At 36.3% G+C, this 20,462-nt stretch carries 23 protein-coding genes and 1 pseudogene; 13 read left to right on the top strand and 11 right to left on the bottom strand.

Annotated elements, in window-relative coordinates:
- Positions 1–49: 49 nt before the first annotated feature.
- The 4 genes from WH214_RS12055 (at position 50) to WH214_RS12040 (ending at position 4,920) form a co-directional block, all read left to right on the top strand.
- Positions 50–2,626 (top strand): fimbria/pilus outer membrane usher protein, encoded by a 2,577-nt coding sequence (locus WH214_RS12055; RefSeq protein WP_339993431.1) that lies wholly within the window; start codon positions 50–52, stop codon positions 2,624–2,626.
- A complete protein-coding gene (locus tag WH214_RS12050) occupies positions 2,623–3,648 on the top strand; it encodes a fimbrial protein (protein WP_339400782.1) in 1,026 nt (341 codons plus the stop codon). The genes WH214_RS12055 and WH214_RS12050 overlap by 4 nt, the downstream gene beginning before the upstream one ends.
- A gap of 113 nt (positions 3,649–3,761) precedes the next feature.
- Positions 3,762–4,049 carry a hypothetical protein gene (locus tag WH214_RS12045; protein WP_339420815.1) on the top strand — a complete coding sequence of 96 codons (288 nt, stop codon included), beginning with the start codon at positions 3,762–3,764 and terminating at the stop codon, positions 4,047–4,049.
- Between the two features lie 283 nt (positions 4,050–4,332).
- On the top strand, positions 4,333–4,920 hold the full coding sequence (locus WH214_RS12040) for a recombinase family protein (protein WP_339420817.1): 588 nt from the start codon (positions 4,333–4,335) through the stop codon (positions 4,918–4,920).
- 408 nt (positions 4,921–5,328) lie between these two features.
- Here WH214_RS12040 and WH214_RS12035 read toward each other — a convergent pair whose 3' ends face one another.
- A complete protein-coding gene (locus tag WH214_RS12035; RefSeq protein ID WP_339420819.1) occupies positions 5,329–6,141 on the bottom strand; it encodes a BRO-N domain-containing protein in 813 nt (270 codons plus the stop codon).
- A 67-nt stretch (positions 6,142–6,208) separates the two neighbouring features.
- The gene (locus tag WH214_RS12030) at positions 6,209–6,364 is read right to left on the bottom strand and encodes an Arc family DNA-binding protein (protein WP_339420821.1); all 156 of its coding nucleotides are present in this window, start codon (positions 6,362–6,364) and stop codon (positions 6,209–6,211) included.
- Between the two features lie 111 nt (positions 6,365–6,475).
- Here WH214_RS12030 and WH214_RS12025 point away from each other — a divergent pair, with 111 nt between their 5' ends.
- The 3 genes from WH214_RS12025 to WH214_RS12015 are packed head-to-tail and all read left to right on the top strand — an operon-like array spanning position 6,476 to position 8,036.
- Positions 6,476–6,703 (top strand): Arc family DNA-binding protein, encoded by a 228-nt coding sequence (locus WH214_RS12025; RefSeq protein WP_339420823.1) that lies wholly within the window; start codon positions 6,476–6,478, stop codon positions 6,701–6,703.
- 5 nt (positions 6,704–6,708) lie between these two features.
- Positions 6,709–7,602 carry an endonuclease/exonuclease/phosphatase family protein gene (locus WH214_RS12020; protein WP_339420825.1) on the top strand — a complete coding sequence of 298 codons (894 nt, stop codon included), beginning with the start codon at positions 6,709–6,711 and terminating at the stop codon, positions 7,600–7,602.
- Between the two features lie 2 nt (positions 7,603–7,604).
- Positions 7,605–8,036 carry a hypothetical protein gene (locus tag WH214_RS12015; protein WP_339420827.1) on the top strand — a complete coding sequence of 144 codons (432 nt, stop codon included), beginning with the start codon at positions 7,605–7,607 and terminating at the stop codon, positions 8,034–8,036.
- On the opposite strand, the gene WH214_RS12010 is transcribed toward WH214_RS12015, so the two are convergent.
- Both WH214_RS12010 and WH214_RS12005 read right to left on the bottom strand, forming a co-directional pair.
- Positions 8,033–8,683, bottom strand: coding sequence for a hypothetical protein (locus WH214_RS12010; RefSeq protein ID WP_339420829.1), 651 nt, complete (start codon positions 8,681–8,683; stop codon positions 8,033–8,035). The two genes, WH214_RS12015 and WH214_RS12010, sit on opposite strands and share 4 nt — an antisense overlap.
- A 4-nt stretch (positions 8,684–8,687) precedes the next feature.
- Positions 8,688–9,011 carry a hypothetical protein gene (locus WH214_RS12005; protein ID WP_339420830.1) on the bottom strand — a complete coding sequence of 108 codons (324 nt, stop codon included), beginning with the start codon at positions 9,009–9,011 and terminating at the stop codon, positions 8,688–8,690.
- A gap of 152 nt (positions 9,012–9,163) precedes the next feature.
- On the opposite strand from WH214_RS12005, the pseudogene WH214_RS12000 reads away from it, so the two are divergent.
- The 4 genes and pseudogenes from WH214_RS12000 (at position 9,164) to WH214_RS11985 (ending at position 11,629) form a co-directional block, all read left to right on the top strand.
- Positions 9,164–9,386, top strand: a pseudogene (locus WH214_RS12000) (excalibur calcium-binding domain-containing protein).
- A 140-nt stretch (positions 9,387–9,526) separates the two neighbouring features.
- Entirely contained in the window at positions 9,527–10,174 is a 648-nt protein-coding gene (locus tag WH214_RS11995; protein ID WP_339420832.1) for a hypothetical protein, read from the top strand.
- Positions 10,143–10,631, top strand: a complete 489-nt coding sequence (locus WH214_RS11990) for a hypothetical protein (RefSeq protein WP_339420834.1) — start codon at positions 10,143–10,145, stop codon at positions 10,629–10,631. The genes WH214_RS11995 and WH214_RS11990 overlap by 32 nt, the downstream gene beginning before the upstream one ends.
- 656 nt (positions 10,632–11,287) lie before the next feature.
- Entirely contained in the window at positions 11,288–11,629 is a 342-nt protein-coding gene (locus tag WH214_RS11985) for a hypothetical protein (RefSeq protein ID WP_339420836.1), read from the top strand.
- 87 nt (positions 11,630–11,716) lie between these two features.
- Here WH214_RS11985 and WH214_RS11980 read toward each other — a convergent pair whose 3' ends face one another.
- Complete coding sequence (locus tag WH214_RS11980) at positions 11,717–12,253, bottom strand: porin family protein (RefSeq protein ID WP_339420838.1); 537 nt, start codon at positions 12,251–12,253, stop codon at positions 11,717–11,719.
- Positions 12,254–12,719: 466 nt separating this feature from the next.
- On the opposite strand from WH214_RS11980, the gene WH214_RS11975 reads away from it, so the two are divergent.
- Complete coding sequence (locus tag WH214_RS11975; protein ID WP_339993425.1) at positions 12,720–14,048, top strand: amidohydrolase; 1,329 nt, start codon at positions 12,720–12,722, stop codon at positions 14,046–14,048.
- A gap of 34 nt (positions 14,049–14,082) precedes the next feature.
- Here WH214_RS11975 and WH214_RS11970 read toward each other — a convergent pair whose 3' ends face one another.
- Positions 14,083–14,460 carry a MerR family transcriptional regulator gene (locus tag WH214_RS11970; protein ID WP_339420842.1) on the bottom strand — a complete coding sequence of 126 codons (378 nt, stop codon included), beginning with the start codon at positions 14,458–14,460 and terminating at the stop codon, positions 14,083–14,085.
- A 94-nt stretch (positions 14,461–14,554) separates the two neighbouring features.
- Here WH214_RS11970 and WH214_RS11965 point away from each other — a divergent pair, with 94 nt between their 5' ends.
- A complete protein-coding gene (locus WH214_RS11965) occupies positions 14,555–15,640 on the top strand; it encodes an SDR family oxidoreductase (protein ID WP_339420844.1) in 1,086 nt (361 codons plus the stop codon).
- Positions 15,641–15,719: 79 nt separating this feature from the next.
- Here WH214_RS11965 and WH214_RS11960 read toward each other — a convergent pair whose 3' ends face one another.
- The 5 genes from WH214_RS11960 to WH214_RS11940 all read right to left on the bottom strand — a co-directional run bounded on the left by WH214_RS11960 (position 15,720) and on the right by WH214_RS11940 (position 20,458).
- On the bottom strand, positions 15,720–16,298 hold the full coding sequence (locus WH214_RS11960; RefSeq protein ID WP_339420846.1) for a lysozyme: 579 nt from the start codon (positions 16,296–16,298) through the stop codon (positions 15,720–15,722).
- A gap of 10 nt (positions 16,299–16,308) precedes the next feature.
- Positions 16,309–16,680 carry a hypothetical protein gene (locus WH214_RS11955; RefSeq protein WP_087010935.1) on the bottom strand — a complete coding sequence of 124 codons (372 nt, stop codon included), beginning with the start codon at positions 16,678–16,680 and terminating at the stop codon, positions 16,309–16,311.
- Between the two features lie 61 nt (positions 16,681–16,741).
- Entirely contained in the window at positions 16,742–17,434 is a 693-nt protein-coding gene (locus WH214_RS11950) for a discoidin domain-containing protein (RefSeq protein WP_339420848.1), read from the bottom strand.
- Positions 17,434–20,295 carry a hypothetical protein gene (locus tag WH214_RS11945; protein ID WP_339993422.1) on the bottom strand — a complete coding sequence of 954 codons (2,862 nt, stop codon included), beginning with the start codon at positions 20,293–20,295 and terminating at the stop codon, positions 17,434–17,436. Before WH214_RS11945 ends, WH214_RS11950 begins: the two co-directional genes overlap by 1 nt.
- Positions 20,279–20,458 carry a hypothetical protein gene (locus tag WH214_RS11940; protein WP_339420852.1) on the bottom strand — a complete coding sequence of 60 codons (180 nt, stop codon included), beginning with the start codon at positions 20,456–20,458 and terminating at the stop codon, positions 20,279–20,281. Before WH214_RS11940 ends, WH214_RS11945 begins: the two co-directional genes overlap by 17 nt.
- Positions 20,459–20,462: the final 4 nt, after the last annotated feature.

Genomic DNA, 20,462 nt, shown 5'->3' with positions numbered 1-20,462 from the left:
GTAAATTACTTAAAAACACACCTATTTCAATTAATAGGCGGACAGTTTCATGCCAAAAAAACAACAAAGTCTTAAATGGGTTAAACATCATATTAGCTACTATATTGCGTTTGGTGTGATTACACTCAGTATGCCCGCACTTGTTCATGCATCTGAAACAGAACATAAAGCAAATGTTGCAGAAGAAGCAGAATTTGACTCCGCTTTTTTAATGGGTGATGCAAAAAAAATTGATATTGAGCGCTTTAAGTTTGTGAATCCAATTTTACCTGGTGAATATAGCCTAGATGTTTATGTGAATGATAATTGGTTTGGTAAACATCGTATGGTATTTAAGGCTTTAGATAATAAAGAAAATGCCTTTACCTGTTTTACTCAAAAAAACTTAATTGAATATGGCGTCAAACCAGAGGCTTTAATTCAACAAAATGAAGCACTCAGCATCAGCCCTTGTCAAAAAATTGAACAATGGGTTGAGGATGCATATTACGAATTTGATCAATCTAAATTGAGAATAGATATTTCAATTCCTCAAATTGTGATGCAGAAAAATGCGCAAGGCTATGTCGATCCAAGCGTATGGGATCGAGGTATTAATGCGGCATTTCTTTCTTATAATGCCAGCGCATTTAAAACATTTGATCAAATGCAAGGACATCAAGAGCGAACCACTGCATTTACTTCAATTAATGCGGGTGCCAATCTAGCAGGCTGGCAATTCCGCCACAATGGGCAGTGGCAATGGCGAGACCACGATCAAGATAATAACGATGCATCAACAACTAAACAAAGTAGTTATGATGCTGTTAGTACTTATGTTCAACGTGCTTTTCCTAACTACAGAGCTGTCCTAACTTTAGGTGATAGCTATACTGATGGTGAAATTTTCGACTCATTTGGCTATCGCGGTGCTGATTTTTCTAGTGATGACCGTATGCTACCAAATAGCATGCTGGGTTACGCCCCACGTATTCGAGGAAATGCCAAAACACATGCAAAAGTGGAAGTACGCCAACAAGGTCAGCTCATTTATCAAACAACTGTCGCACCAGGTAGTTTTGAAATTAATGACCTTTACCCAACAGGTTTCGGTGGTGAACTAGAAGTATCCATTTTAGAAGCTAACGGTGAAATTCAACACTTTAATGTACCTTATGCATCTGTAGTACAAATGCTCAGACCCGGTATGAGCCGTTATTCAATCACCACAGGACAATTCCGAGATAAAGAGATTGATCTTGATCCATGGATTATTCAGGCCAAATACCAACGAGGCATTAATAACTATATTACTGCTTTTACTGGTATACAAAGTGCTGAAGATTACAGAGCTGTAACTTTAGGCAGCGCTTTTTCAACTCCAATTGGTGCAGTTTCGCTAGACGTCACACACTCACAAGCAGATTTCAAAAAACGGGACAGTGAAACAGGACAAAGTTATCGATTAAGTTACAGTAAGCTCATTAACCCAACCAATACTAATTTAACATTAGCAGCTTACCGTTATTCAACCGAGAATTTTTACAAACTTCGTGATGCATTAATGATTCAAGACCTTGATGAAAAAGGCATCAGTTCAAGCCATGTTGGCAAACAGCGGAGTGAGTTTCAAATCACATTGAACCAAGGCTTGCCGAATAATTGGGGCAATTTTTATGCTACCGGCTCATGGAGTGATTACTGGAATCGTCAGGAGACAACACGGCAGTATCAAGTGGGTTACAGCAATACCTATAGTGCTTTAACGTACGGCCTATCCGCGACTAGACGTACTGTTGAAGACACGGCAACAAAACTGATTACCAATGATACGGAATATATGCTGACCTTGTCCCTGCCATGGTCATTCAAGAAGAATTCTGTCAATTTAAACTCAATTACAACTCGTGACAGCACAACGGTCGGGATGAGCGGTCTACTTGGTGACCGATTCAATTATGGGGCTTCTATTACTGACACCTATGGTGACAACCCTAGTATGAACATGAATGCTCAATACCGTACCAATTTTACTACAGTGGGTGGCTCATATAGTATTTCTGATCAATATCAGCAGGCTATGCTTTCTGCACGAGGCAATATTGTTGCACACACTAAAGGCATTTTACTTGGTCCAGATCAAGGACAAACCATGGTCTTAGTCCATGCACCTGATGCAGCAGGAGCAAAAGTCAATAATGCAACAGGCCTCACAGTAAATAAGGCTGGCTATGCTGTCATTCCATATGTTACGCCTTACCGTTTAAATGATATCACGCTAGATCCACAGAACATGTCGTCAGATGTTGAACTTGAAGAAACCAGTCAACGTATTGCACCTTATGCAGGGGCGATTACTCAGGTTAGCTTTGCAACGAAAACAGGTAAAGCTATTTATATTCATGGGCTAACGTCTGAAGGGAAAACGCTACCATTTGCAGCTGAGGCATATAATTCAGGCGGAGAGAATATCGGTATAGTCGCTCAAGGTAGCATGGTCTACATACGTACCAATCAAACAGCAGATACGATCACCGTAAAATGGGGTGATGACATCAGTGAGCAATGCCGTATTGAATACGATGTAAGTAAACAAGCATCAAATGAAAAATTAAACATGATTACCACAGAGGGTATTTGTCAATGAAACTTAAAATTGTAAATACACTAGTACTGTTGATTGGCACAGTTTCAATAAGCGAAGTTTATGCAGCTTGTACTCCAGAGAGAGGTTTTAAATCACAAGATGTGAGCATGGCTGTCGGACGTGTGGTTGTAAAACCAAGTGATGCTGTAGGCAGTGTTCTCAGAAAAGCAACCTTCCCTATTTATTCTAATAATTCAACAATAACTTGTGATCGTTGGAGTGCGCCTTCAGATGTTAAGGCAATATTAACTCAAAGTTATCCATTAAGTTCTGTCGGTAACTCAGTATATAGTACCAATATTCCTGGCATCGGCATACGACTATATCGTGAAGCCGAAGGAGCTTCAGGCTTCTCAGGCTATTACCCTTATAGCCGAACACTTGAACGAGGTCGATCATATTCATTGGCTAATGGCTATTTTGTCGTCGAAATTATAAAAACAGCAGAAACCACAGGCTCAGGAACACTGGTGCCAGGGCGTTATAGTAGCTACCATATAGATGAATATCCCAACAAACCGATATTAACCAGTACTGTATACGGCAATGCCATTACCATTGCCTCTTCTTCATGTGAAATTCAAGGAAGTATTAATAAAGTAGTGCAATTATCCACAGTCAATAAAGCTGATTTTAAAGGTATTGGATCTACCCAAGGTGAACAAGCTTTTGAGCTCAATATTTTATGTAATGGTGGAAAAAACCCGACAGGATATGAAGAAAGTAATAAAATTAGTTTAAGTTTTGATTATACCTCTTTAGAAAATAGCAATAATCAGGTCATTATGAACACCGCCCCAGTTAACACACGTGCAAAAGGTGTGGGCACACAAATCGTTTGGGATTATCAGAAGCAAAACAAAGTGATTTCTAAAGGTGATAAATTAACTCTTGGCACTCTAAGCTCAAACCAAACTCTCCAATACAATGTTCCAATGAAGGCGCGTTATTATCAAACGGCACAAACTGTATCACCTGGGACAGTCAGAGGAATGGCAACCGTCACAATAGAATATGATTAATAGAACTACATCACAATTTATAAGTTTTTTTTATAAGTTCTAGGTTTTCCTGTTGTTTTTCATAATATAGGCATGTATTTTTTAACTAAGACATCTCAAAATGGGGAAAAGAGATGATGTTAAATAAGTATATGCCTATTATTTGCACAGTTTTTTTATGGGGCGGCATTGAGCTGAGTCATGCACAAAAAATTAATTTACAAGGCTCTATTTCAGAATTTACCTGTAATTACAACAAACCAAATAAACTTTGTGAAGATATTCAGAAAACGATCGAAAGTATCAAATCCGAAAAGAGTTACCTGAGTAATGAAACTCCCAATAATTCAAATTCTGTTGCTAATATCACGACTAGTCATACAGACAAATCACATAAAGTGATTATTTTAAGCTACCACTAATTTTTCAGAAGATGGTAAAACTATATACTCAGACTATCATGCTAGGTTTATGCAGTAAGCCTAAATAAAATTCAGATTTACTGCTACCTAGCCATAGTCTTTTCAAAAATTATTAATAATAAAAGCAACAATAATTTCGTTTATAAATATTAAAACCAATAATTAAAAACATGTTTTAAACACTGTTTTATTCATATATCTATTTTCATCATATTTATTTAACATACCTTTAATTATAAAATACACATCATAACTTTATATTAATTATATTTTTGAGGGCTGCATGCGTATTTATGGATATTTCAGGGAAAATCCAAATAGACTAAAAAATTTACAGGATAGAATAAATTTAAATAAATATGGTTATTCAATCCCATCAAATCGTCTAATTATCGAGGATGTAACAATAGAAACTTCTGTTATTTATAGAGATAAATTTATGGCTCTGGTCAATCTAACACTAGAAGATGGCGACTTACTCATAGTCAAAAGCTTTGACTGTTTAGGAAAGGATTTTAAAGAAATATACAACAGCGTTCATAAGATCTATCAAAAAAATATAAATCTCATATGTTTAGATTACTCTAAATCAGTAATAGAAGGAAGTACAAAAGAAAGTTTTATTCATTTTTTAAAACTATGTTTCGATTTTGAAAATAATTTCATATTTGAATCAAAAATCAAACCTCTCAGCAAAAGTGTTAAAAAGGTTGGAAGACCTGAAAAATTAAATATAACACAACAAAAAGAAGTCAAAGATAAATTTAAAAAAGGGTATAGCATTTACTCTATAGCAAAAGAATATTCTGTCACTCGAACCGTTATAAATCGAATTTTAAAGAAGCCTGAAATAGAAGAAAAGCTAATATAAAATTCAAGGAACTTTATTAAAAAATATTTTTATTTTGATAAATTTTAAACATCAAATCTTTTAATGAGAAAATATATCTTTTTAAGTTTTAGTATTGATTTTAACTGTAAATCTTTGAATTTATTTGGTAGGTACATCCAGACTCGAACTGGAGACCTCTACGATGTCAAGATGAAGTCAAAACCCGACATAAGCCTTTAGAATATAACAATTTCATTGCTTATTTTTAAGCGTATTTTAGTCACTTTCTTACCAAACTAGACCCAATAAAATCAATAATTTAGAGCATCATTTCTCTACAGATTTTTTGGGCTTTTGCTTCAAATCCCTCATAGGAATTTTGTCTTAAAGTTGGCTTGAAGTCTTCGAACATTAGACATAAAAAACCGCCCTTTCAGGCGGTCATTTTCACTTCAATAAATTGTACCTTTGGTGCGGAAAGGTCTTCAGCTCGAACATATGTTGGTAGTCATACGCTGGCAGTTCTACATTGTACTTTTTGCATAGGTCCGATATGGCATAGGTCATATAGAACATGTTGTCATGCAGCATCGACACCAGTAATGGATTTAGTTTTGCCAGTGTTGGACTATGGGTATTCCACCATGCTTGGAAAAGTTTGGCTTGGCCACAGAGTATTTCTATAGATTGGTTTTCATCTATATGAATATCCCCTTTTGCTTTAATTTGCATGGTTTCTAGGTAGTCCACTGCGTCTTGGAAATGCATGGCCAAGAGTTCGCTATAACGTGGAATGCGAAAGTGCTTGTTATGTCTGGCCCAGAGTTCGGTGCGTTTCTTTGTGCTGCCCTCACAACGTCGGTCGACGATTTCTTTGAGTATGGCTTGTTGCTCTGCGTTGATTTTTACGCGTGTGTCGATTTGCTGTTGCAGAACTTCTTTTTCCAGTACGTCGAGTACCCATTTGCGGAATTCTTTGGCAACTGCTGTACGGGCAAAGAATGTAATGAGATGGCAGCCGCGTAAAGAAAAAGCTCTAATTTGCTGTGTGCCTCCATTCGTTTTTACATCTACTAAGCGTGTCATATCAGAAGTAAATTCATCCGACTTACGATTAAATAATTTTGTTATTGCTGTTTCAGGATTTGCATATCCCAAGGCTAACCCAATTTGGGTTGAGCTTATCCATACGTAATGATCATTAGATGGTAGTGGTTTCAAGTTCACTTCATGAAATGTTAGTGCTAGACTATTCATCATGTCTATTCTCCTAGTGATTTAGACAGAAGCCCCTTGTCCGCCAAGATAGAGGGGCTTCATTGTTTTTCTATTTAATAATTTTAGGCTGGTGTTTTAGCCACTCTTCAATAATAAGATTAAGTTGAGCCGTCATAGATCGTTTGTTTACTTCAGCATTTTGCTTCAACTCTTCAACTAATTTATGTGGTATCCGAAAATTGATTTGCTTATCTTGTCTTGCCATAAAAACCTCAAATAAAGCACCGTGATACAATTAAAGCACGGAGCTTTATTGATGTAAAGCACTGTGATTCATTACTATGAAAATTAAGTTTACTTAATTTTAGGAAGAATCATGGCTCGCAATGATCCTCAAATGAATCTTCGAGTTCCAATGGAACTAAAAGAAAATATTGAAAAAGCAGCATTAGACAATGGTAGAACAATCACAGCAGAAGCAGTTTTTCGTTTGGAGCAAAGTTTTGAGCAAAATTTTGGGGATTTAGGAAGTGTTCCTACTGAAGAGCTGATGAAAGAGTTGGCGAAGCGCTTGGACGGGTTTAGTGTGGTAGCGAATAAATAATAATTATGGAAAATTTCGAATTATCAATTGTTTGGTGGAATACAAGCCTTTCTCCACCTATTTCGTCGAATAGAAATGAAGCGCCAATAGAAAAGAAAAAAATTATCGCATCTATCATACAAAGATTTATGGAATCTAATTATGAGTTTATTTGTCTTGGAGAAGTCAGCTCCGAAGATTTACTTTTTTTCGAAACAACATTAGAGCCTCAAAAACTTGGTTATTCTTGTGCAAAAGGTACTGAAAAAGATTCAAGATTATATTTTGATACCTGTATCTATTATAAAAAACACCATACACTCCACAGGCAGAACGGAGCTGATGTAAAAAAATTTACAATGCGCTCTTCAAATAAAAATTATAAAGTTGGTCAAAAATATAAATTCACTCTTTCCATTGATGAAGAAATAGTTTTTTATTTATCGCACTGGCCTAGTCACCTTAGAGATGTAGATCTTCAGATTAGTTCTATAGCAGAAAGGCTTCGTGTCGATGTAGAAAATGAAATTGATACTATCGATAACATTATTTTAGTAGGTGATTATAATGTAGAACCTTATGACAAAAGAATTGTTCATAGTTTACAATCATCTAGAGAAAAGGAGTTAGTACTTAAGCGGACAAATATCTTTTATAATCCTTGTTGGAAGTTCTTAACAGCCACTCAGACTCTGCATAATTTTGATAAAATTGGAACCTATCACTACCCCTCTGGTCAATTCCATAGTTGGAATACCATTGATCAAATTATGTTCTCCAAAATTTTTCTTACTGAGAGTTGGGAATTTAATGATGAATTAATACAAATAGTTGATCCGAATATACTAATGCAAGATTCAACAATCGATTACAATTTATCAGACCATTACCCTTTAATTGCAAATATTGCTAGGAACTAAACATGGTAGATTTTTTAAGTGCACTCCAAATTGGCATTAATTCGGCAGCTAATAGGGAAGCAAATTTCATAGAAATTCACAACGTTTTTATATTATTACGCGAACAGATAAATACATTTAGCGGAAATAAAATAGATACAAAATTACACTCCATAATTGATAGTAAAACACGTCGGGCTTTAAACTATTTTGAAGATCAATCGCAATTATACTTTGATAAGAGACTACATGTTTCAAACCAAAACACTATAATTCATTATCTTCTAACAGAAATTTATTTTGATCGGGATAACGGATACCCGTGTACTATTTTAGTTGATGGCGATGAGTATACAGCAACAAATAAGGAATCTCTTGAAGAAAATATTCAAAAATTATTATCATCACCAAGCACTGGAAGTACTTTATATAGTCTCATGAAAAAAGCACCTTAAGGTGCTTTTTTAAAATTCTGCCATAACTTACTTTCCATTTGTTCAACATCCTTAAGCTCAACAAATTTGTATCTGTAGTCCCTACTGACTAAAGTATTTTTATCCACTAAAACCAATGTATCACTTACTTTTTCAACTAAGTACCACTCTGTGGAGTCAGCCGCAAGAACTATTTTATTTGATGCCTCATTTGGAAACTCATAGTTTTTACTCATACCATTCACAGCGGGGGCAACAACTAATGCCATAAAAACACAAACTGACTTAACAATTAAACTTTTTGTTAAATTGAAAAAGATTAATATATTTAAAAATAATAATTTCAGAACCAAATCAAAAAAAGTCATATCAAATATGGGAAGATAATGAGTACATATAAATATTAAATTAGCCAGTAAAATCACTTTCCAAGACAATCTTTCTACAATATTAAACTTCATTATCGAGTAACCATATAATGAAACCAAAGCAAATAATATTGAAGAATATGAGCTTAATGCCAATTCCGTATACGAGAAAGAGCTAATTAAAAATTGCAAATCGAATAGTAATAAGTATCCAATTTTATAAAAAATCCCAATAATTAGAGGAATAATAGTTATTATAGGAATATAAGTTAGTACATCATTAATTTGTAATTTATTCATTTTCTTATTCGGGTAAGTCGACATTTAGTTGCAACAAACGCTTTCTAGCTACTTCTTTCTGTTCAGGAGTAAATAAATCTGAAAACTGAGGCTTCAGGACTAAATACTCTACGGTTAATTTTAATGCTTCTTTACCACGTAAACTTAATTCTACAAGCCCGTCATGTATCTGATTGGGAGAGCTTAGAAGTTCATCTGCAACTTGCTTTCCTCCACGCTCATCCACCATCTTTTTAAATCGCGTTGGTCTATAAGGAGGTGTTAGTTCTTTTGATTTATCATAAATTTGGCGCATAGCCTCATTAAACTGCTCTACTACGTTTGTCATTGTTATAACTTCACTATAAAATTTAAAAAATATTGTTAATTCAATAAATTGTCAACTAAATCAGCTTTTATAATACTTTCTAACTAGATTCATTAAGGAAACACGCTGAGCGTTGTTAGACTTCGGCTAATATTTTAACTTTAAAATAATTTATGAAATTTTTACTTATTTTAGTTTTGGGGTTCACTTCCATCCAAGTTTATGCAAAAAAAATGCGCTGACTTTTCTACTCAGCAGCAAGCACAGAAATGGTATGAACAACGCAAAAAATCAGGCCAAACAGGCTGGAAAAGTTTAGACCGTGACGGCGATGGCCAAGCATGTGATTGCTTGCCGGGTGGAAATGGTAAGAAGTGCCCGAAGAAGAAAAAATAGATGGTTTTAAAAATACAACCTCCTCTATTGCTCAAATTTCAAACTATTAGATTTAAATGTAATCTAATGTATTTAAGTGGTCATATATTTTAAGTAAATTATTCACACCAAAAAATATGACTAATTTTGGATTCATGATAATGCAAATAAAACCACTTTTACTTATAGGACTTTTTGGCATCCTTTCTGGATGTCAGGTTGTTACAAATGCAGATAATAAAAAATCTGTATCTATGTTGCCATTACACATACCTGATGAAGTACGTTATTTAAACGTATCACCAAAAGCATCAATTGAAGAAAAGCGAGAAGCATATACCAATCAACTTGTCAGCTCTGCTGAACAATATGCAACTATAAAAACCATTCCATACGAATTCTTTCAAGGATCTGGTTCACTAAGTGCATACCCTTATACCCTCTACAACTTTGATCAAAAACGTGTAAAGTCTATTGAAAACTCTATGCTCAGCCCTTCAACGACCATGACAAGATTTGATTATTCTCAATCAAAGTTAAAATTACCGGTCGGACAACATGACCTTGTTTTTGTGAGTGGTGTTGGAAGTCACAGCTATTTCACAGAGATTAAGAATGTAGCTTTAGAAGCAAATAAAGACTATGTAATTGGGGTAGACAGAATCCCAAATGGCAAAGCACAGGTTTTCATTGCTGAATATGAAATCGATTCAAAATTCAAGCCTAATGAACCTGAATCAATTATAGTGAAAAAACGAATCATTCAAGGTATTGAGCATGGGAATTTCAAACGTGTATCAGTTTATTAAGTTTGGAAGCACTTTGGGGCTTTTGGTTTCTGTTTTAGCATTACAAGGTTGCGCCCGTATGATGCTACCCACTTCAGACGCTGAATTAGTAACGAAATCAATTAATGGTGGTGGTTCAATAGAAGTTCCTTTGGATTATGTACAATCGTATGCAAATTTAAAGCAGGCATACGTCAAGTGTATGGAATACCGAACTTTGAATGATTACTTAAAAGTTGATGCTAATTTGGATCGTGAAAACAGTATCGGAACCTTTTACGGCAGACCACCGTATGGGACTTATATCTTTAAGACAACCATTACGCCTATTGATTCAAATACATCGAAGCTAACCCTCTATACAATTCGAGGTAGTCTATTAACGGACAATGCAAATCAAAATGTATTAAATAAACGTTTAGAGCAAGATAAAATCCGTGCTCTAGGTCAAGATGCTAAATGCAATAAAGACAAGTAATTTTAATCTGAAACTAAGCAAGTAGAGCGCCACACGGCGCTCTACTTATGCAAAATCCTGAACCATCTAGATAATAATTATTTTTCAAAAACATAGCTAATCTGATATTATTAATAATGATTCTTAATAACACTTTATAAAATATAATATGACCGATTTATCAACAAACTTTAACGACACCCGCCTTATCAAATCTTGGTTTGGATTTATTTTAGGGTTGATCTGCGTTGGAATTAGCATAATAGCTTTATTTGAAGCTGTGAGTTTACAAGGCATCCTGAGAACTTTGGGCTTTCTATGCTTTTGGTATCCATGGTGTCAGTTACCCGTTAAGAATTACTCGCTATCAAAACTTTTCCGTAAGAAAACAGAAGTCGAAAAATTAAATAAACTGGCTAGCTACCTAACAATCATTGGTTTAGTTTTAATCATAAGCGCTGCAGTTTTGTTTTAGTGAATTTGATTAAGTTTCGCTCATGTTAAATGAATTAATCACAAAGAAACCATGATAGTGCGCTGAACCCTACCATGGTTTCAAATAAAATATTGATGCTCAATGTAAAATTTCAAGAATTTTGCAGAAGATCTTTATGTTTATTCTAAATAAGTTTTATAATATATATTTATCACCAATAATAATGGATAGATTTTAAATCATGAGTTTTTTCACAGAATTACAAGTTAGACATACTGATTTCGATGAACTTGATCTCCCATCCCAAAAAAATAAAATTTTAGAAATATTAGCTAATGATGGAGTTAATGAAGACGTTTACACCAGTCTAGTTACTGCATTTAGTGAGGGAAAAGAAGGATTGAATATTGATCCTATTTATTGCTTAGAACTTATAGAAAAAATAGCGGAATTGTTCCCTAATTCTAATTTTGAGTGTCGTGGACTTGGTGAGGAATATTTTTATACATGGATTATTTGTGTTGAAAATGGTAACGTGATTTTTAAAAATCAACCATGGGAAAGTGAAAATCCCTTTGTTTAAATCTGTCCTATATAACAAAATGGCAGTTATGCAAATTTCCAAAAAAAAGCGAGGAATTTCTCCTCGCTTTTCTACTCAACTAACAAATTAGAAATTATATTTTAATTGAGCATTAACACCATTAAAGCCATCAAACGCACTAACGTGTGTGTAAGCTACTTCTGCTGCCAAGTTTGGAGTAAAGTTATAGCCAGCGCCAGCTTGAACGATTAAACCAGAATCATCTTCGCTCGTTGAAACTGTATAGCCTTGAAAAGTTGCATCTACATCAAGGTCAACACGCGCATAACCAGCCATACCTTTAGCATAGAAGTTATTTGCTAAAGGATATTTAGCTGTTAAGCCAATACCATAGTACTGAACATCGGCATCAGTTCTTACACCAAATTCATCTAAATCGCCATCGAACTCGATGTCATTTACAGATTTATTCCAGAATACTTCAGCACCAAAATATTCATTAAATTGTAAGCCACCATTTAGGCCTAGAAAATGTACATCAACATCATCGTTATTTAAAAATGTATAGCCAGCACCTACATATGGCTGAATTGTTGTACTACCAGCATTTGCTGTAGTTGCTGCGATAGCCCCAAGAAGTGATACTAAAAGCAGTTTTTTCATTGTATATCTCATTAATATTAAAGTTATATAAAAACCTAAATCATAGATTTAAAAGGCTTGCATATATTGTTAGCATAATTAATAATTTGCAATAAAATTATACCAATTAATAAAGTATTTTCTAATTATTTGACTAATAAACAACCAACCAGATTAATTATAATAAATCTTCTATTTAATATAATAGAGCGTATACGAAACTGCCATCATATGAGAGCAGCTTCAATCCATACACTGAACACAAACAGTGACATGAACTTTTTGTCGAAATCGAATGCAGTGTGCAGCCTGATAACAAGATGCATAGCAGTAAAGTACGGCGCTAAAATTTTATATAAGATCCTGCTTTAGGCCTATATTTTAAAGGTATGCTAAATATACTTAAATGGTTGCATTCTCTTGACTAAAATTGCTTATGCTAAATGCACTATTTAATATGGAATTTAAGTAAGTGCTCAAGAGAATCATGCATTTTTCGTTTATCGGATTAACATTAAGTACAAGTAGTTTAAGCTCTGCGGATTGGATTAAAGAGTCAAGCAATGCAACGGAAGCAAAAACAATTCAACTACGTCAGCATATTCACCAACATCCAGAACTGGGGAATATGGAATATGAAACTTCGAAGTTAGTACAAAAAGAATTAAAATCATATGGTATTGAAGTTAAAACAGGTTTCGCAAAGACAGGTGTAATTGGTATTTTAAGAGGTTCCCAATCTGGTCCAATTATGGCTTTGAGAGCAGATATGGATGCCCTTCCAATGCAAGAAAACACGAATCTTATATTTGCTAGCCAAACTAAAGCCATGTATCAAGGCAAAGAAAGTTTTGTCATGCATGCTTGTGGCCATGATGCACATACTGCAATGTTATTAGGTGCCGCGAAAGTACTAGCAGCAAACAAAGATAAGATTGCTGGTACTGTAGTATTTGTATTTCAACCAGCTGAAGAAGGTGGAGCAGATATTGATAACTTTAGCCAAGGAGATCAGATCGGTTCACGTAAAATGATAGCAGATGGAGCTTTTAAATCGGTTAAACCGGAGGTAATTTTCGGTTTACACGTGATTGCTGGAATACCTAGTGGACATCTCCATTATAAATCAGGTGCCATTTTGAACAGTGCGGATAACTTAAGAATTCAAGTAAAAGGACAACAAGTACATGGCTCTATGCCATGGGCAGGGCGAGATCCTATTGTTGCCTCAGCTCAGATGATTAATCAACTTCAAACTATAATTAGCCGTCGTAGTGATTTAAGTAAAGGTATGGGAGTGGTGAGTATAGGGAATATTCAGGCTGGTACTGCAGGCAATATTATTCCTGAACAAGTTTCTATGCTGGGTAGCATTCGTTCAAATAATGAAGATATTCGCCAAAATATCTTAAATACTTTACCTAAGATGATTGAACATACCGCTATTGCTAACGATGTAACAGCAACAGTCGAGCTATCAAGTTATGCTCCTGTAACTATGAACCATCCAGCATTAACCGAAGCCATGGGGCCTACTTTTAAAGCTGTAGCAGGCGATCAAGTTAAGATTTTAGACAATAATGCAAGTGCAAGTGAAGACTTTGCTTATTATGGTAAGTTGATGCCGTCACTGTTTGTCTTTTTAGGTGCGACTCCTAAACAACAGGATTTAACTAAAGCTGCACCCAATCATAGTCCCTATTTTATTGTTGATGATGCAACATTAAAAACAGGGGTGGAAACGCATGTACGTTTTATTATGGATTACCCCAAAGTAGCTAATAAGGTACAAATGGCATGGAAGAATACATTATAGTCTTTTGAATTTTAAGCTAGATTTAGGGGATTGTTTATCCAATATCCCCTACTTCACACCCATTTCTTAAAGGACATGGTTCACCATCCAGTATGTTTTCAAGCATGCTCTGCATCTGTTGTAATTGAACTATCTTCTCTTGGATCGCACCTAACTTCTCCAACAAAATTGCATGAAATTGAGTAGCAGGAATTTCGCTCACATTAACAAGAAGAATGATTTGCTTAATTTCAGCCAGAGTAAAGCCAAGGTTTTTGGCAGTCTGAATTAATTTCAATTGTTGCACAGTCTGTTCGGGATAATCTTTGTAGCCATTACCGCGCACAAAAGATTGAATCAACTCCATTTTTTCATAATAACGAATGGTATCTCGACTCAAATTAATCTGTCGTGAAAGTTCGCCGATCAGCATATTCCACTTCCTATAATATTTTTTAAAACACTTGACCATGGAGTTTACTCCATGGTTTAGCGTAAGTAATAACAAAATAATCGAGTTTAGTTTTATGTCTACAATATCTCAAACCGCTTTAGTTGTGGGAGCAACAGGATTTATCGGCAAATTCCTTGTAGCACGACTACTTCGCGATAATGCGCGAGTGTTTGTTATTTGCCGTAACATCGATGAGCAAGCACCTCAGTTACGATATTGGTTAACACAACAAGAAATTGACCATCAACAACTGAGTTTTATTCAAGGTGATGTCACTCTTTCTAATTTGGGCCTATCATTTCAGGACTGGACAACTTTAAAAGAAGTGACGTATCTCTACAATACTAGTGCATTATTTGAATGGAACCTATCCATGGAGCAGGCTAAGAAAGTCAATGTTGATGGTCTGACTAACCTACTAAATAGTGTCAGTAAGTATTGTCATCTAGATCGTGCGATACACTTATCTGGTTATATGCTAACTCTAGAAAAGCATCTGCAGTCAGCTGGTGTCTATAAAAAATATATTGAAGAGACGAATTGGCCAAAAGTTTATGAAACATTGGGTGCTTATGAAGCCTCCAAGATCCAAGGGCATTTTAATTGGATAAAACAAGCTGACTCATTAAATATTCCGTGGACAGTCATCCACCCTGCAACAGTAATAGGAGATGAATTAAATGGGGAAATTCCAAACAATCAACCGATTACCTCGCTAATTCAACAACTCAAACAAAGAAAAATGAATGCTCTTCCTGGTACACCACAACATTCATTACCTTTAGTTTCAGTAACATTGCTAGTTGATGCTATGTTACATGCGAGTAAGGACTCTCAGACTATTAAACAGGAGATTTTAGTAGCTAGTCCCGAACAGTTAACATTTCAGGCTTTGGTTGAGATTATTGCCAAATCATTACAGGTAAAACCTCCACGCAATTTTATCTCCCTTTCTTTACTAAAATTTATTTTAAAATGGAATTGGTTAGCAAGAAAACTCGACCTTTCCTCAGAAATGCTAAATTTTATTAGAACTGAACAGATTGACCTGACCTTATTCAATCAACTTAACCAACAGTGGAAAATCCCAACCCCTGAGTTGCCAAAAACAATACAGAAGACTGTGAAATGGGTGAGTCTAAAATCTAATATAAATTAAGATTAACATTGGTTGCAGTATTTACACCTAATAGGTCGTGCCTCCTGATAATAGGATGCACAGACCTAAGTGCTAATCTTCATTTTAAGAAAAGTTGTTTTTCTTTACTTCGACGATTCACAAGCCCCTGCATACGTTTACCGCCTGCATTAACCCATACATCAAACTGATCTGCTGCACCACGAATATCATTAGCATTCAGCTTTTTAACTAAAGTTGATTGACTAAAAGCACTAGCCCCAATGTTGTAAGCAAGTGAAACTAAGGCATCGAACTGATTTTGACTAAGGTGCACTGTTACTGCCTTATTTACAGTAGCTTCAAACTTCTTCAAATCATGCGCCATGTATGCCTTAGCCTGAGCTTCAGTGCATGTATCACCTTTCTTGACTTTAATGCCGTTCGGATAAACTGTGGTACCGAAACCAATCGTCCACACTCCCACACCATCGTCATATGCGGCTAATCGCTTTCCCTCAAAACCACAGATGAGATCCACACCAGAAAGACTAACCAACATCTGGTCGATCGCAAGACCCAACATATCGGACACTGATACATCTGTAGCTGTGGCAATCACTCGATTAGCAGCATCAACTTGTTTTTGAGTAAGTGTCCCACCGCTGATCTTTCTTAAAAAATCAAATATCTGTTTCATTTTCACTTACTCACTTAAACATTGCCTTAAAAGCTGATCGAATTTCAAAAATTAACTCACCAATGGTTTTACCACGTAATAGTTGGATTGCTTGATACCAGATGCCAATTAACAACATTCCAAAAATCGCAAAGATTAGCATCACAAAACCTTGCGTCATATGCGAATAGACATGCCAACCATAATATTCAATAAATGCTGAGCCACCATATAGACTAATTGCCACGCTAAATGTGAACTTCATGATCACACCCATCGTGATTTTAATCCGTCCTTCAGTGTCGATATCCCCCGATAATGTCAGAGCAAAGATTGCCCCAACCACTGCAGCTATAATTTTGAAAAGCCATGGTAGGCCCTTGATACTTAATGGGTCATTCATAGACCACTCCTAATTTTTGGCAATAAAAAAGCACCCGTAGGTGCACTTATGTATATTCATATCAGCTCAAACTAAACTTTTTTGGAACCCCAACTGCCCAATCTGTAATGTCAGTGAAGCTTTTGATATCTGTCCAAATAGAACCATCATTTGAACCTTGAATTATAAAATGTTTGGGTGAACGAGGAAGACCTCCTACTTGCGCCATGGGCCACATTCTTACTTCTGCGATATCAACTTGGACTACCAAATTCACATATACCCAATGCGGAGGTTGAGCACCCTGAGGTGTGAACCAAAGACCACTGCTTTGACCTGTAAAATCATTATCGAATAGTTCACTCGGCCCAAATTCACCACTGTATGAAGAACTTGCAAATGCAGGCGTACTTGGAGTGGTTATATCAACGCCCCCAACTGTACTTGCTATTTCAATTTCTTGAATTGCAGTGAATAAAGAATCCCCATTATTTGAAGTGATATAAATTCGAACGTATTGGAACTTTGTAAATGCAGGAATTGTCTGGATATAAAACTCCTCGCTGAATTTTTCGGTAGCTCCGAATACTGATGATATTCGAACATAATAGTTTTCACCTTTTACAATGTTGTAATCAATGTGTTCCCTCACACTTCCAGATAAAATCTCTTTCGGTGTGGGTGGATTACTGGTATCTATGGGGTCCAAGGAGCAATAGTATCGTTGTTCCGCTGGCGCTCCCTCTAAATCCCATGTTGACTTTAAACTGGACATTAATCGATATACTCCACAGCAAGATTAATTGGTTCGCCTGATTGATCTGTTACTTCAACATTAAGATTTAATGGCTCGCTAAAGTAATCAGAAAGTCTAACCTTGTGCACAAATGCATTTAGACATGTGTATCCGAGCCTCATCGTTTTTAAAATGAGCCTTATATCTTGGGTTAATGGATTGATCTCAGATATTGGATGAACATATTCATTCAAATGTGTTACTTCGAAAGTATTTGAAGCCAATTCTTCACCTGTTTCACTCAACTCTGTGAAGGTCAGAAAAGTTTGCACATCACTTTCGAGATTTACACCTTGATCAAACCACCCCAAAATTTCCCCACCAGTTTGCTGCACTCTATTACGATTCACCCATGTTAAAGTTAAACCCTCAGCTAACATCTTTGGCCAATACACCCCATTTACTTTGACGTTAGCTGGCGGATAAGGACGAATAGCACGTGCTTGGATTTCGACTTGCTGTGCATCTACATCATCCAGATCTAGAATTCCACTTGGTGTGGTAGTCAGGGTTTTTACGTTGATGATTTCCCCTGTGACATATTCAGTCGGATCTACCGTAATAAAATCATCCGCAAAATACAGTACACTGCCAGCCAAATGATTTTGAGGGATTGTATCGAGTGCTCCTCGTTTTACTGTGAGCAATCCAGTTTCATCATCATAAGATTGATACACCATGATCTCGTTATTCACAGTGATCTGCATGCCCTTATTAATCAGGTCAATATCGCCTACTTTTTTTACAATGAAAGCAGTATGGGTTTGAGAAATATTTTGATCAAGCTCAGCAGTCTCACTGTACTGGACTGAAGCTACATGCTCGTAGTCATTCCCTACATCCGTATACATTAATGCACTCAATGAATTACTTTGCGGACGCTTAGCAATAACTGCGACATAACCAGCATCAGGATTGTAGGTCAAAGCATCCTCAACATATTTCTGTCCATGCAACTGCACAGCTTCAAAATATGACAACTCAAAAGACTTAAACAACGCAGGCTGCGGAGGTTTTGGGGTGGTATCTACAGGCGTATCAATCACAATGCTTGAACTAAGATTACTTGAGTATGGAACGATTTCTACAAAATCAATCGATACATCTGTACCAGTGCCTAAATTGATTTTCATGATTCGAACTAAAATGCTACCTACCCAACGTCTTGGCCATTCCAATTTAAGTAGGTCATACCTGTTCCACTTTCGGGCCTGATAGAATCCAGTAGTAAAGGTCCCTTGCCAAACTGGTGTAGACATTTGCTTGAGCTTCCATTGGGCGACCACCGCTGCATTACGCTGACTCATAAAATATGGAAATTTAACTTCTTCTACATTCTCATGACCATTTAGGTTTCGGATTGCTGCAGTTTCTGCAACAGAGAATGATGAATTTTTAAGTGCTTCACGATTGTAATAACTCACATTCAGCTTATTTATCAACTCATCTGCGGAAGTCGCCCCATCAAGTTGCATACTCTTAATTTTATTGAACGGCAGTGTATGGATTTCTGCTTCTTCAAACCAATCATCACGAAACAGCACTATTTCATATAGTCCTGTTTGTCGATTAATTCTTATCCCTGCTTCAATGTGACCACAAAGCTCATTAATTGCCTCAAGACATGACTTTTCTGTCACCGACCAAGATACACCTAACCCCTCATCCCAAATTTTGTCAGCAGCTTTCATAAAATTCTGTTCATTTACATCTGACTCTGGCTTACTCATCGCAGTATCATCTGTCAAAATTTCTCGAATTTTATGAATTGGATTTATATCCGCAGCAGTGGTTGAACTATCAATAAAAGAAAATACTTTAAGTGAGGTTGGGCTTAAAACTGCTAATTCAGCAACTTTTACGTTTGGATCATATTGATCCTCTACACTTTCTATCCGAAGTGCGAAACTAACTGTTAAATTATCGACTGGGTTCAATATTTCAACATGCCATTTCTTAACATTCCAATAATCAGAAGATTGTATTAACTCATCCCTAACAATTTTTGCCTTTTGATTGCTGATTGATACATTAGCAATTAGATTCTCAATGTTATAACCAGACCTTACTTCTAGTACAAAGACCAGACGACCTGGTGTGGTAACAATAAAGTTCTTCTCTGCTGATAAATAGCCTTGCTGTGTACCTCCAGCTCCAGAAAACAGGCCGAGTGTTTGAATTTCTTCACCTGGTTCATATGCATTTTTCTCTATAACCTCAGACGATTCTTGCTGTCCTCCAAGAATGTCATTCAGAATTCTAGTCATTGCCGTGATACTAAAATTAGTCTTTGGCTGAATATGACCGACTCCACCAAACTCACCATATGCAATTTCACAGACAGCAATGCCATCCTCACGAACGGCATACCATTGTGGGCGCCCATCATTGCGAACTCTAATACGCTGCGGCCAAAGCAACATCTCTTTCATGTAACCTGAGTTGCCATGATAAAACGAGTTGTTATAGTGCTTAGGTGAACCCCGTGTAAATTGGCCTATTCCTCCGCTTGTTGCGGGCTTTTTTCCAAGACCACGGAACAATAAATAAGACTGAAAGGGATAACCCGACACCTTTGGAAAGTCAGCGCTATAAGTGGTATTAGGCATTTGATCTGCGGTGCCTGTATGAATATCGATAAACCCAGCAACGCCGCCCTCTTTATCCCCGTATAGATTTGGGCTTTCGACACGCAGAAAGGCATCCCCATTATCTGGTTTAAAAATCCAACCACGGTTATCAAAGTTAATCCCAACCAACTTTTCAATGGGATTGCCAATAAAGGTCGTGAGTTTGGCGAAGTATCTTTGACCTATTGTTTGACTACTGCTTCCGCCCATTTTTTACATACTCCACAACTTGCTGCGCCATGGCATCATTGGTTTGTTCAACAATTTCGATATCGATGCCGTTTTCAAGAAAGGCTGACCAGTCCCAACCCTGAGACAAAAAAAATGCCCGCGATCCGCGAGCACACATTCCTGCTTTTCGTATATCGGACATGTAA

This window comes from Acinetobacter sp. MYb191 (assembly GCF_037572605.1).
GTDB lineage: Bacteria > Pseudomonadota > Gammaproteobacteria > Pseudomonadales > Moraxellaceae > Acinetobacter > Acinetobacter johnsonii.
Note: the sequence above shows the minus strand (reverse complement) of the source record. Positions and strands in the feature narration are given on the sequence as shown.